Here is a 13,717-nt window from a genome sequence, read left to right on the forward strand (position 1 = left end):
GACGATTTGATGAAGGGTCTTCTAACGATCATGCTGCTCTATATGGCGGCTCTATTAACAGGCTGCGAGAACGAACCCGGCTGGGAAACGATGCAGCTGCTGGACGAGAAGGTTGTCGAAATTCGGATTTCGGCATTTGAGTCATGGGACGAGATGAACGGGGATACACTGTTTTCTTTCAAGGAGGCGAAGGCTGTAAGCGCATTTGAGGAAGCGATCCGTACGGCTCGCAAGCAACCAGATGCTGCCAAACGAACAGACCCGGATTACGACGTGATGGTTATCTATGATCAGCAATCCCCGATTCACGCCATTAAGCTGTGGTTGGGGGAAGAGGGTCAGGAAAGTGTGTTTAGCTACGGTTTCAAAGATTGGGGAGAAGATGTATATGTGGTTTCCGCCAAACATACGGATCGGATGAGAGAACTCATTTTGCAAGAGGGGCATTAACGCCGTAGCGGAGGGAATCTCTTTTTTATGTTCAGTAGCTGGAGATGATATAAAAGCTAGTTTAGTAGGTTATCCAATCCGTATATCTGTCTTAGGGAATAATAAATAACGCCGAACGCCTCATATCCCATAAAATAACGACTTAGACGTATAAAATCAGGGGATTGGGAGATGAATGAATACATCATTCAGGAGGCGATGAAGTGAAGAAGAAGACCAACAAGTTAAAATATATGGCTGGAGCATTTCTTGCCGGAGCCCTGCTGTTTACAGGAATTTTGTTCGCTGCTGGGAATCCCGAAGGAACTTTAGCTGCGATTAAACACACGATGTCTAAAATAAGCTACTACGTGAACGGCAAGGATAACTCCACCGCTGACGGACCATTTGCGCAACAAAGGACGGCGGCCTCGGATTCCGAGACTCCTACCGGCAGCAGCGATGTACCCGCTCGTATGGTTTCGGATCCGGTTAATCAACCCGTGTTCTGGGACCAGGCTTTCAGGAAGGAATCTCTGGGGCATCTTGAAGTCCAGCTGTACAATGCGGCGGGGGAGTCTGCCGGTTCCGCTATCTTGGAGCAGACCAATGACGGGGTGAAGGTGAAGATCACCGCATCCGGCCTCACACCAGGTAAGCATGGGTTCCATGTACATGAGAACACGATCAAACATAGGGATTTCAAATCTGCCGGTGGGCATTTTAATCCGACCGACAAGCATCATGGCCTCAAGCATCCGCAAGGAAGCCATGTTGGCGATATGCCGAATCTGGTCGTAGGCGCAGACGGCACCGTGGAAGCGGAGACCATCATTCAGCATGGCACCCTTAAAAAGAACCAGCCAAACTCGGTGCTCGGACGCTCGCTGATCATTCATGCCGACGAAGATGACGGCGTAACCGATCCATCGGGCAATTCCGGCGACCGGGTGGCCGGGGGGAATATCCCCGAGTAACCCTGCAAGCTACAGGTAACATGTGGTTTGTAGTATATGATGTCAGTGAAAGACGCATCTTTTTAGGAGGTGCGTTTTTTTGTGATGGTTGTGTGGCGGGACATGCTAGAATAGAACCATCATAAACTGCTATTGGAGGTATCTTCATTGATCATTCAACTGGGCGATTTTGAAGTGAAATCAGGACAATTGGTTGTCGCGGATCCGTGTTATGAATTGGATACGAACATTATTATCATGGGTGTGTTGGAGGCTGTATTAAATGGAACGTGGGCCTCGGAAGTGGAGAAGGTAGAGATTCCGGATTGGGGCGAAGCCAACGCCAAGCTAACGGCTTACCATCACTCGGCAGCTGAACAGGGGGCATTCCTGGAATGGATCAAGTGTCCTTTTGTAGCTGGGGTGGATAGCGGGCAGGCCGGGGTTTTTGATATTCAGAAGTACCGAATTCCAGACGCTGATGCGACATCGGATAGCTCGGATACGGATAGTGACTGGTATCTTGCATGCTGCAACATCACCGAGAGCGGAGAAGAAGCGGGTGTCCTGGATGGAGGCGTCGTATCCCGGACCGGCATTGGCGATGGTGCATATGGCGTGTATAAGGCCGTGAATGAGCAGGATCAGGTGGTTGGCGTAAAAATTGTGTTTATTAAGAGCTAGTTGAGTGTCAGTGTAACGAAATACGAGCAAGCGCGAACAGCCATGGAAGACATCCTTTTATGGCTGTTTTTATTGGAGATACACCATAATTGCCTGCCAAGGCCGTCACTATACATAGAAAGTAGGTATACAATGAATAAGGATTTTCTTTATAGTAAGCCATTTGTTCCAGGGATAATAGACGATACATTGGTGGATTTAGATTCATGGTTTTTAGATGATTCGAGAGAGAGGATGGAGGAAATATTAAGAAACAGTCCTCTAAGTGAAATGATTATTGAATTTATAAATATTTTTAAGGAAGGCGAGCCCAATTACCAAGTAATCTTAAGTTTATTAGGCGAAAACGTTGTTAAGGAAGTTCGAGGCGAGAAATATCTGTATTGTCTAACTGAGACTATGCGATCTTATAACGATATAAAAAGAGTTGAGATAGAAGTTGATGTGGAAAGATTGAAACTAGAAAAAATGAGTTTATTCGTTAATTCGGACACATATGGAGCTTTTGAGGACGAAATAACTAGTTCAAACCATGATGTACACATTCAAAAAACAAGTGATGTTTTATCAATTTCTGTCAATGATAAGACCATCGCAGTATTAGCGATTTAGTTACTGACGAATACTTTGGTAATAGGTTTTACAATACAACTAGCGCATTTTAAAAGCTATTGAAAAGCTATTATGCAACTTAGAGTGAGTAATCAACAAACCAAGCACACTAAAAAATTGACAGGATTGAAATAAATGAGTCAAACCATTAAAGAGATTTATTCATTGAATCCAAACAATCAGAATGATGAACCCGAGTATGCATTGGATAAATGGTACGATAGTCTAATTAATAAAACAGCGGACGAGATTGATTTGGAAGATGTTTCAAGGATGTTATCTCAGAATGTATTCATTGACCTTGGCATAAAAAGGGCGATGGAAATTTTATCGGAGGATCCGATTGCTGGGGTGTTTTATGATGGTCAATTGCTGGAGTTACTTAGTGCTGTCGATTTAGATGACTTTAAAGATTTGTCTCAGCTTAAGCTTCTTCTACAGAAGATTAATAACAATGTTTCAAATTTAGATTGGTCTAGTGAAGAAGATCAGATTGAGTATAGTGAGTTATTAACTAATTTTATGAATAAGATGTAATCTCAATATAAGGTTGGTTTGCAGGTTTGGGAATGATCGTTCACTACACACTTGAGAAATACGTGAAAGTTTTCAAGGTTTATTCTAATCTAAGTATGAGTTAGGAATGAGCCTTTTACAAGTTTGCAGGAATGATTACGCATCTTTATTGTTAATCTGATCGATTGGCAATCGTCGTAAAATGGATGACAACACAGGTTAACATTTTAGCCAAGTGAAAATTCAGAGCCGCTCCTGGATCGATCGTTTTTTTCATTATGATAGACTTTCTTGAACTTGAAACAGATTGGACAGCCTTGTTTCATTGTTGTATTACATTTAATTGTAGGTGTTGAATTTGCGAAAAGCTTGTGAATATTCAGACTTAAAACCTTGATCGGGTGCTTATCACTCAACAAGGTTTTTTTCTATATAATCTATATTCTCTTATCCACTGCAGGTTAGAACATCTAGTAACGATTGAGGAAGTTGACGAAAACTTTTCAAATCCTTACCATGATTTTGAAAGTTCTGAATTGAAAGTGGGAATCTAAGACTTGGCTTGATAAACTTTCAAAGGCTTATTCTAATTGAGCAATGAGGAGGAATGAGTCTTGTTTGCATACCAAAAATCAAAGAATGGATCACTAAATCGAAAGCTTTTGGTGAAGAAATCATCATTTACTATAAAACTAGGGAAGATGGGGTGTTTCTGTTGCCAGGTACATGGGGCATTTATCCATGGTTTGAGGAAGATGGAGAGGAATTAATTGAAGAACGCCATAGGGATGAATTTCGTAGATTAAAACCTTATGGAAAAATATTTCGGTGTGTTGGAGAACGAGACGAATTTATTGAGTTGCAATATATCGGCCACAGTTACTTGGTCAAACCTCAGCTGTTCAAAAAAGTCCCAACGCCAAAATTTAATTTTGGTGTCACTGTAAGACTTAGAAAAAAACCGGAGGTTATTGGAACTATTTCCGAAATCAACTGGCATAATCAGACTGAAAAAGAAATGTACTTTATTGAAGTGGACGGTAAGAAAAAGTCATCCCGATATTTTAGCGAAGATTTAATAAGCATGGAGTGTGAGTAGTGGATATTACAAAAATTAAGTAAAGAAGTTTCATATGCCTTAAGACATGCTCCATGGGAATATGAATTAGAACTAGATGATGAAGGATGGGTAAGCATTGAACAGGTAGCGCTACGCCGTGATAAACAATAGAGAAACAGCATGAGAAGTGTATAAAACGGACGGTGCAGAAACTGCAACTATTATCTTTACAGGGAGGGAATAGAGTGATAGACAATAATTCACCAATTATACCATGGGTTGGGCTTGGAGGAGTTAAACTTTATAGTCATTTAAGTCAATTTTACGACTTAGTTGATAAGCTCGATGAAAAGTCATCGTTGTTAGTGAAATTCTTTGTAAGATATGAGATTAAAGATTCCGTAGATTTATGGTTCAATTTATTAAACGGAAAGCTCTTTAAGATAACCGCGTCGAAAGGATACAACGGATTATTATTTGATAAGATACATATCGGGATGCATATTGATGAGGTGCTCCAAATAGAGCCAAGTTTTGAATACGATGATCTTGAAGAAGTTTATGTTAGCCCCAAGGGGGTGTTTATTGAAACAGACCCTGTCGAACAAACGGTATTGTGGATATCGGTATATGTTAAAGAACTAGATGATGATGATTTTGAAAGAGGAAATTGGTAGTAAGTATCCTCTGTGCATGTCTATACAGATAGAGAATGGAACGACATTAAACATGAGAGATTATATAGATCCAGTGTTAATACCTGTTCCTAAGAATGAAGTGTGGAGATGTACTAATTGCGATAGAACTTACGTTTTTAATGAGGATAATACAGTTAGTAAAGTCTATGTGGTAGAACAGCAATAAGAAGTTTAGCAAACTTAACAAAAAGATCGTAAAAAACAACCGATATGAAGGCTTATTCCAGCTTGAAAATGAGGAGGAGTGAGTCTTTTTTTGCGTACCTAATATTAAGAGAAGGAAAGGAAGCTGGCAAAGTGTACAGGCTGACGAGGAAAAATGTTATAATGACTTTTTGCGACCAGAAGTTGTGGAGTCTAGCAACAAAAAACATAAGGCGCCTCTAGTAAAGCTAACAGGAAAACAGGAGGTTTACTGTGAAAATAAAGATTGAACATGTGTTGTTTTTGGCTGTTAGTATTGTTTTGGTTGTTATCTTAGGCGGGTGTGGCAACGACAATGAGTTAATTATTGATCAAGTGGACGTTGTGGCCAAGGTAATGGCGGACGGGGACTTATATGTGGAAGAGCTATTCACTTACACAGTACAAGGAGAGCATGAAAGAATTCCTAGATATATGGACAATTTCGGGGGAGCGAATATTGAATTTTTTGAAGCTTATGTACCACCGAATGACCGAGAGCTCGGTAATCTTGGTTATGTTAATTTGGAGCGTTATCCGGTCTATTTAAGAACTAAATCAGGTTCTTATTACATCGAATTACAAGCTAAAGATGAAACGAGGCAGATCTATTATCGCTATAGGCTTGATCGAGAAGCTGTGAAATATGACGATCGTGGAGAGCTGGATTGGACCGTACTCAAAGATAACAGGTTTGATCATCACAACGTAACCGTTAGGGTTTATACAGAACAGCCTGCAAAAGAGAATTTATCCGGATTTGCCTACGATCGCTCAAGAGGCAGCTTGACGGAAATAAACAATCGTTGGATTAGATACGAAAATGCGCTATTACCCGAAGGGGATAGTGCGAGGCTGAAGTTGTATTTCCCCCCAGAGGTGCTGACGGAGAGGGAAACAGAAGAGCCCTCAGCCTCACTCTCGGAACGACTGTTAGATGAACAGAAGCTTCAGCAGAGATTCGAAAAGCGTGAACATTTACTGAAAGCGGGTCAACATATCAGCCACTGGCTGACCTATGTAGCCATAGCGGGTATCGTCTATTATTCCCTTTCGCTGCGTAGGATCTCATCCTGGTGGAGTGGTAGGCGGATCAGCTTCGAAGATCTCGCAGCGATGGATCCAATCGATCTGATTTACCTTTTCCGGAAGGGAAAGCTCCGACTTGCAGATGGGCTGGCCGGTGTATTTTCGCTGCGCCGTAAAGGCATGGTGAGTGTTTCATTAGTGCCATCAGATATGCGATTCCAGGAAGATTCGAGAGCGCCAAAGAGGCTTCCAGAGTTTACATTCAAGGGTAATCGTACAGCCCTGAAAAAACCAGACCGTTATTTGCTTGGTTGGCTGTCTCACGGTACAACTGTCCTGAACCTGGAGAAAATTTCTGGCCCTACGAAAACAGAGCGCAGGAATAAAGCGACTATGGGTAAATACATAAAGCGGATGAGAAGTCTTAAAAAGGGACTCAGCCGCTGGCAAGAGCTTGTGGAGACTGAGAATAGCAAAGGGATCATGTACAAGGAATACGCGGCGAGAAAAGTCATCATACCTGCTCTAGCTCTCATACATCTGGTTTTGCTCATCTATCTGTACATTGCAGACGTAACGCCTTGGGGATGGGTAGGAGTATTGGCCATTATTTTGGGCGGCGGACTCATATTGGCTTCTTTTCGCTGGCGCCTCAAAAGATACATCATCATCTTTTTTGTCGTTTGCTTTTTCGTTGCAGCTCCAATTTTGTATGATCCACTGGTCGACGAATACTTGAACTTCGTAATTCTTTCATTTTTACTTGTTGGTTTTTTACCCCGAGGAGCATTAGATCAGCGTTCAGCAGCTTACCTAAGCGCTATAAAGCGGTATCGACGGAAGCTGGCAAGAGGCGGACATGGCGAAGGCAGGGGTGAATATGACCGTAATCGGCTTGAAAAGATGAGAGAGGATGCGCTATTGCTTGGTGTAGGAGAACGTTTTATGAAAAAGGTAAGCAAAGAAAATCCGGATTTTATTTTCTCAGAGGCTTCTTCTCTGTTTGATAAAGATGTGGATACCGCTATCGATTATGTCTTTATTCATTCTTGGAAAGGAATATCTGATGGAACATCTTCCGGAAGAAATAGTAGTAATGGTGACGGTGGAGCAGACGGAGGGAGCTCATACGACTACAGTAGTGACGGTGGCTATGATGGAGGTTCTGGAGATGGTGGTGGGGGAGGAGATTGACTAAGAAGTTATGGAATGGTTCCCTTCCCACATCACGAAAAGGGAGGAAGACTACAATCCGGATGGGACTGCAGTCATTACGGTAAATAACATCATAGGCACAATCTTAGCCGAACGAAAACTCAGGGCCGCTCCCTGTATTCGCTCGGTTTTTTCGTTATGACTGCTTTCCTATGAATTTGAAACAAAATTGAGACAGTCTTTATTCCATTGTTATATTACACTTAATTGAAGATGTTGAATTTTATCAGATCACGTCGTGTTTCTATGACTCATCGATGACTGTACTGATGCAAAGGAGAAACCTGTTTATGAAAAAAATGTCCATCGTGCTGGCAGTAACGCTCATTTTTTCGATGGTGCTTGCTCCCTTGGCTTCCGCTCAGCCCGTGCTCCGGGCTGGAAACGACTCGGTTCCGGCCGAAACGGACGGTTGGGTGTGGGTCGGGACCGCAGAAGAACTGGCTTATATCAATCGGAATCAAGCGTCTTACCTGGATCGGAATATCCGATTGACCGGCGACATCGATATGACCGGATACGATTGGGTACCCATAGCCGATGAAGCGACCGTCTTCAGCGGTATTTTCGACGGAAGGGGACATCGGATCGAAGGTCTCACCATCGATGGAGGAGCTCTACAGTATGTCGGATTCTTCGGCCGCGTATCGGGGGCCATCCGTAATCTAAGCATTTCCGCACAAGTCAATGGCGGCAGTTATGCCGGCGGATTGGTGGGACACCTGATAGGCGGCAGCATTCTCAACTCGCATTCGCAGGGCACCGTTACGAGTGGCAATACGGTTTCCGTGAGCGTAGCAGGCGGGTTGGCCGGGGCAGCCAATGGCGATTCGACCATTCTTCGCTCATCTTCATCCGCTGCCGTCAAAAGCGGCGATGCCCCCAATCAGTATGCCGGCGGGCTGGTCGGTTCACAGGGATTGGGCAGCATCAATGATTCGTATGCCACCGGAAGGGTCACGAATACGGAGAGAGGTCAATATTTCCATGGGGGCGGATTGGCCGGACAAATGATATACGGAACAATAGCCAATAGTTATTCTTCAACTGCAATCATGAAATCCGGAAGCGTCACCTATTACACGGTGGGCGGTTTTATCGGAATCGTGACGCATTCATCCATCGACGCCTCATATTACGATAATACGACATCGGCCCAAACCGCTGGCGTGGGCGTTGGGGATATCATAGGCTCGCCTCACCTCACAGGCCTAACCACCAACGAGATGAAGACGGCCTCCAATTATGGCGGCTGGGATTTTGCGAATACGTGGGCCGTCCACACTGGCGTCAATGGGGGCTATCCCTATCTGCGCCCGGTCATTTTGACAACCGATCTGCCGCGGGCGGCCAAGGACGCTCCTTATTCGATTGCGATAGACGCTTTCGACGGCGCAAGGGGGGGCTTGTCATTGAGTGCCTCCGGACTTCCTAATGGCCTATCGATGACTGCCTCTGGCAGAATCGAAGGCAGCGCTGCGGTGAGCGGCGCTTTCCCGGTTACAGTTTCGGTGACCGATGCGGGCCGGAACACCGTCAGCTCGGTATTGACTCTGTACGTGGATGAACCGGCACCTGACATCGACGGGCTTGCTATTAGTCCAGGCAGAGCGAACGGTTCGACGAGCGCGACGGCAGTTCCGGGCGATTCCGGGCATGCGTTTGCTTATTTGCTCGGACCAGATGTCGGTGTGCGTCCTTTAGTGGGTGATGCGCTGCCTGGCGAAGCGGTCTCCTACTCATTAGGAGCGGACATTATGGATCCCATTCCGGGGCAGTATCTCCAGGTATTTGAGCTGGATGCACAGCAGCGCATCCAGGCATGGAGCAGCGTACAGGTGGAAGCCGCACATATTCGAGACCAAGTCCGCGTGACGGGAGTGACGCTGGATCAGACGGCATTGACCCTTGCGGCAGGAGGTGCTTCACAGAAGCTGACAGCCGTCCTTATGCCCGTGAATGCGTCGAATCAGATGGTATCCTGGAACTCCAGCGATCCGGCCGTCGCTCAGGTGGATCAGAACGGTGAGGTGACGCCGATTGCAGAAGGTACGGCGGTCGTTACGGTGACGACCGTCGACGGAGGGTTCACGGCCACCGCAGCAGTGACGGTCCAGTCGGCTCCAGTGGACACGGGGACGGTGATCGGCGCAGTCTACGGTACAGGGAATACGCCTCTGGTCGGTGCGGCGGTATCGGTGGGCGGAACGAAGGATATGACCGACGCCGAGGGGAGATTTACAGTGAATAACGTAGCGGCAGGCAGCCATGCACTCACGGTGACGGCAGCGACGTATAAGGATTACGCGACAACCGTAAATGTCTTAGCTGGGGAGACGGTCGACATAGGGCGCATCGATTTGAGAGATGCCTATACCCCAGAACCGGAACCCCCATCCTATAGCTGGGTTCCGGTTCCTGCCCCTTCCCCTGTGCTAGACCCAAGAATGGTCGTAACGATCAACGGCAAACAAGTTCGGGTAACCGCCAAAAAAGAGCAGGAGCATGACGGGCGCACCGTTCTGAGACTAATAGCGGACTCCGATCTGGTTCGGTCATGGGTCGCTGGCGGGGAAGATATCGTCATTGACATTGACAATGAGGATCCGGTGGTGAAGGTCGATCTCCCGGCTGAAGCGCTGCAGGTTCTCCTTTCGGCGAAGCCGAGTGCAGCCATTCGGATTGGGGTGAACGGGGCAAGCTACAGCGTTCCGCTGCACGTGCTAAGTGACCTCAAGAACCGAGCGACCGTAACGGTCGTTATTGCGAAAATGGCGGATTCCGCAAGGCGCCAGCTGGATGAGGTATTGACTCGCCAAGGGCATGACATGCTGGCGGAGCCGATGAGCTTTGAGCTATACAGCAACGGTGATGTAAGAATCGAAGGGGAAGACACTTACCTCAAGCGGACATTCTTGATTAATGATGCGGCAGGATCCGATCGTTCCACCGTCGTGTGGGTGGATGGCGCAGGAAAGCCACGCTTCGTCCCTTCCATTTTTGAAGGGGAGACAGCGACTTTTTATAGCCCATATAACGGTGTGTACACTGCGGTTCGCTCCAACCGAACTTTCGAGGATATCCAGGGACATTGGGCGCAAAGTAACATCGAGCGGATGGCGAACAAGCTGATCGTGAACGGATCGGCTGACGGCATGTTTGATCCTAACCGTACGGTGACCCGCGCCGAGTTCGTTGCGATGCTCGTACGTGCGCTCGGACTCACCGAGAAACCGCAGCTTTCTTCCTATTCGGACGTTGGGCCGAACGAAATTTGGTATGCCGGTGCGATAGGAGCCGCATCCGCGGCTGGCTTGATTGAAGGCTACGCCGACGGTTCGTTCCGACCGGACGCTAGGATCACGAGAGAGCAGGTGGCGGTTATGCTGGCCAGAGCAGCACGATATGCCGGCGAGCTTCCGCCAAAGGACGCTTCGACGTTGGAAAGCTTCTCGGACCATGCCCAGGTATCCGATTGGGCCAAGGGAGCGACTGCCGACCTGTTGGCCGCGGGCATGATCGAAGGGGTCGAGAAGGCTGCGTTCGCTCCGCAGGCGCTTGCCACGCGCGCACAAAGCACGGTTCTCTTAAACCGAATGCTGCTCTACTTGAATTTCATGAACTGATTGCAGCTGAATAGATGGCGCGCACATTCCAACCGAGAATGTGCGCGTTTTTTTTTGCGTTTATTCCGTAATGGAGCCTATTCGTAGACTCGAAACATAGTATAGTATAAAAAAATAGCAGGTTTATTAGTTGTAAGATTCAACGGGCGAGAAGCGGATGGAGTGAGGATGTAACGAATGGAGAAGATTGCAAAACATCGCATTATCGGTTTGGATCGGGAAATGATGAGTTTCACGGATTGGCTGGCGGATTCCCGGGCGCAGACATCCATTTTTTCAATATCAGGAATTGGCGGCATTGGCAAAACAACACTGCTGCTGCAAATGGCCCGCACGGCAAGGCAGTCCTCGGTGTGTTCTCTTTGGCTGGACGGGCAAGGAGGTTTAACGACGTCGGGCGCTTTTCTGGCGAGTCTGGAGATGAGTCTTGCAACTGAATACGGTAGAACCAGGGCTCCGGAATCCGCGCTGCTGCCATACATCGTTAACGAGCTTCAGCTGCAGCGAACCGTTTTGTTCATAGACAATGGTGAGGAGATCGAAAAGCTGGAAGGGTGGCTGTTCTCCAGATTTCTTCCTGAGTTGAAGTCCGCCCGCGTGCTGATCGTATGTGCCTCGCGCAATGGACTGCCGCTCAAATGGCAGACGAATCCGGAATGGAAGTCCCGAATGAAAAGGTTCTCTTTGCGGTTGTTTACTCGAGAAGAGGTCTACGATTATTTAGGCGGCAGCGGCTTGTCTGCGGAATGGCAAAGGGCTATTGCCGAGAAGACGGAAGGCCATCCGTTGTCGCTTGCCTTGACCGTGGATATGTTGCTTTCCGAGTCTGTAGAGCAGTGGGATGTATGGCGAGAGGTTCCGGCTGTATTGAGCGCCGAATTTTTGCGGGAAGCGGCGTCTCCTGGCGTGTACCGTGCGCTGACGGTTTTGTCGCTTCTGCCTGTTGCCGACGAGAACATGCTGAACCGGTTGTTGGATACACCTTTGGAAGGGGCGGACTATTACCATCTGAGGGCGCTTTCGTTCGTACGGGATACGGTGGATGGGATAACGCTGCACCAGGTCGTTGCTCGAATGTTACGGGATGACTTTACGCGCAGAAACCCCGAACAATTTGAATCGGTTCGCCATCAGGTGTTCGTCCTGCTGGCGGAACGATTCCATTCGGTCGACCAACGCATGCAGATGCACCTGAGCGCCCACATCTTGGAGCTGTACCGTGAGTTTCTGCCCTCGGCGCATGCGTATGCCAATTTCTCGTCAAGCCTGAAACCCGGCGAGCATAAGCCGTTCGAGCAGGAAGATCTCCCGTATTTGCAGCGCTTTTTGAAGGCGTCTATTCGGGGTTCCGACTGGCAGTCCGAACTGGTCGACTCTGCCGATTACCCGGTTTTGCTGGAGGAGATTGCAGCTCATTTTCCTGAAGGAATCTTTATCGTGCGGGACGAAAAAGGGATACCGCTGGCGTTCTGCGCAGGCGTATGGCTGCATGCCTTGAGCTTGCCATTGTTGGAACGATATGCGCCTGGGTGCAGGGGGATGCTGGGGGAGGAAGTATCTTCGCTGCATCGGCTGCCACCGGAGGCAGCCGATACGATATTTGTGCTGTTATCCGCGGTAAACTCCGAACAATCCTTGTATCGTCCCGAGGAGCTGGGGGCCATGCTGATGCAGCAATGGCTGGTCCACATGACCGGCGGTTTGCGGGGGATATTGGCGGCGGGGGATCCACAGTTGAATTCCTTATTGTCGATTCTGGGATTCAAAGCGTGCGGGAAAGCGACGGGATATGCGGGCATCGAATTGACGACATGGGAGCTGGATTTTAGGCAAACGAGCTTCGATCAGTGGATTCAGCGGATCATCCGGCAAACGGAGACAGCAGCAGGACAACCGGCACATCAGCGGGAGGATGAGTATCCCCCAGCCATTGATCGAAGCGTAATGAAGCAAATGCTGGAACGGCTGTTCGATCCCGACAAGCTGGAGGAACTCCCTGTCGTTCGGCAATTGGGTTGGGACGGGATGCAGGTGAGGGACATCATTCAAGGGATTCTGGCCGACGGACGTCCGATGGAACCTTTGACGCTGTTGGAGAAGGAAATTCTCATCGCAAGTTATTTGCGCAAGGATCGGAACAAAAGCCAGCTCGCAGCATCCTTCCATATGAGCAGAGCCACCTTTTACCGTCATATGCGTTTGGCCGAAAAACATCTGGCTTTTGTGTTAAGCGATTTGATGCGGTCCGGATTCTGGGCACGCATAGTAAAGGCGTAATTGTTATAGGATCCCATAGCACCTTTACGCAGGTTGTAGCATAGGACTGCAAGTGAAATACGCATCTCTTTAGGAGGTGCGTTTTTTGAGTTCTATACTTCTAGAGATACACACGATACTGCTAAAACGGTTAGCACGATACAAGAAGCATAGCGCTGTGGGGCTTCTGAACCAAAAGGCACGATTCTTCCAGATTGCAAACTCTCATGCCATTGATATGAAGGACTCTGGAGAATAATACGATTGAGCATCTCAGGATTATCGGCCAGGAATTGAAAGCCATTGCCTTCCGGTTTATTTCTGCCGATATGCATGAAGATCTCATGATCGCGGCAGCTGCAGCGAGTGGCGCTAAGAGTCCAAAACGTTCTGGGACCATGCGGGGGACTTCTGGCAGGGACTGCAGACCGGTGCGAAGTCCGTGGCAAATTC

General features: G+C 47.6%; 10 protein-coding genes and 1 pseudogene. All 11 read left to right on the forward strand.

Annotated features, from left to right (window positions below):
* Nucleotides 1-9: 9 nt before the first annotated feature.
* Nucleotides 10-450, forward strand: coding sequence for a YhfM domain-containing protein (locus AC0VZ8_RS05625; protein ID WP_475486305.1), 441 nt, complete (start codon nucleotides 10-12; stop codon nucleotides 448-450).
* 203 nt (nucleotides 451-653) lie between these two features.
* Nucleotides 654-1,406, forward strand: a complete 753-nt coding sequence (locus AC0VZ8_RS05630; RefSeq protein WP_475486306.1) for a superoxide dismutase family protein — start codon at nucleotides 654-656, stop codon at nucleotides 1,404-1,406.
* A gap of 147 nt (nucleotides 1,407-1,553) precedes the next feature.
* On the forward strand, nucleotides 1,554-2,069 hold the full coding sequence (locus AC0VZ8_RS05635) for a DUF4241 domain-containing protein (protein WP_475486307.1): 516 nt from the start codon (nucleotides 1,554-1,556) through the stop codon (nucleotides 2,067-2,069).
* A gap of 132 nt (nucleotides 2,070-2,201) precedes the next feature.
* Complete coding sequence (locus AC0VZ8_RS05640; RefSeq protein WP_475486308.1) at nucleotides 2,202-2,681, forward strand: hypothetical protein; 480 nt, start codon at nucleotides 2,202-2,204, stop codon at nucleotides 2,679-2,681.
* 135 nt (nucleotides 2,682-2,816) lie between these two features.
* Nucleotides 2,817-3,218: a contact-dependent growth inhibition system immunity protein gene (locus tag AC0VZ8_RS05645; RefSeq protein ID WP_475486309.1), complete on the forward strand. Its 402-nt coding sequence runs from the start codon at nucleotides 2,817-2,819 to the stop codon at nucleotides 3,216-3,218.
* A 694-nt stretch (nucleotides 3,219-3,912) separates the two neighbouring features.
* A complete protein-coding gene (locus AC0VZ8_RS05650) occupies nucleotides 3,913-4,296 on the forward strand; it encodes a DUF6960 family protein (protein ID WP_475487644.1) in 384 nt (127 codons plus the stop codon).
* Nucleotides 4,297-4,299: 3 nt separating this feature from the next.
* Nucleotides 4,300-4,404 (forward strand): annotated as a pseudogene (locus AC0VZ8_RS05655) (RNA 2'-phosphotransferase); the annotation flags it as partial.
* A 98-nt stretch (nucleotides 4,405-4,502) separates the two neighbouring features.
* Entirely contained in the window at nucleotides 4,503-4,934 is a 432-nt protein-coding gene (locus AC0VZ8_RS05660) for a hypothetical protein (protein ID WP_475486310.1), read from the forward strand.
* Nucleotides 4,935-5,372: 438 nt separating this feature from the next.
* Nucleotides 5,373-7,361: a DUF2207 domain-containing protein gene (locus AC0VZ8_RS05665; protein ID WP_475486311.1), complete on the forward strand. Its 1,989-nt coding sequence runs from the start codon at nucleotides 5,373-5,375 to the stop codon at nucleotides 7,359-7,361.
* Between the two features lie 311 nt (nucleotides 7,362-7,672).
* Entirely contained in the window at nucleotides 7,673-11,008 is a 3,336-nt protein-coding gene (locus tag AC0VZ8_RS05670) for an S-layer homology domain-containing protein (protein WP_475486312.1), read from the forward strand.
* 177 nt (nucleotides 11,009-11,185) lie between these two features.
* Nucleotides 11,186-13,285 (forward strand): bacterio-opsin activator, encoded by a 2,100-nt coding sequence (locus AC0VZ8_RS05675; RefSeq protein WP_475486313.1) that lies wholly within the window; start codon nucleotides 11,186-11,188, stop codon nucleotides 13,283-13,285.
* Nucleotides 13,286-13,717: the final 432 nt, after the last annotated feature.

The sequence above is a fragment of the Paenibacillus sp. QJM3NY_38 genome, assembly GCF_056173265.1.

Bases quoted from the DNA above. Each gene is read 5' to 3' on its own strand.
- AC0VZ8_RS05670 (WP_475486312.1), top strand. From the start codon at position 7,673: ATGAAAAAAATGTCCATCGTGCTGGCAGTAACGCTCATTTTTTCGATG.
- AC0VZ8_RS05675 (WP_475486313.1), top strand. From the start codon at position 11,186: ATGGAGAAGATTGCAAAACATCGCATTATCGGTTTGGATCGGGAAATG.
- AC0VZ8_RS05640 (WP_475486308.1), top strand. From the start codon at position 2,202: ATGAATAAGGATTTTCTTTATAGTAAGCCATTTGTTCCAGGGATAATA.
- AC0VZ8_RS05645 (WP_475486309.1), top strand. From the start codon at position 2,817: ATGAGTCAAACCATTAAAGAGATTTATTCATTGAATCCAAACAATCAG.
- AC0VZ8_RS05625 (WP_475486305.1), top strand. From the start codon at position 10: ATGAAGGGTCTTCTAACGATCATGCTGCTCTATATGGCGGCTCTATTA.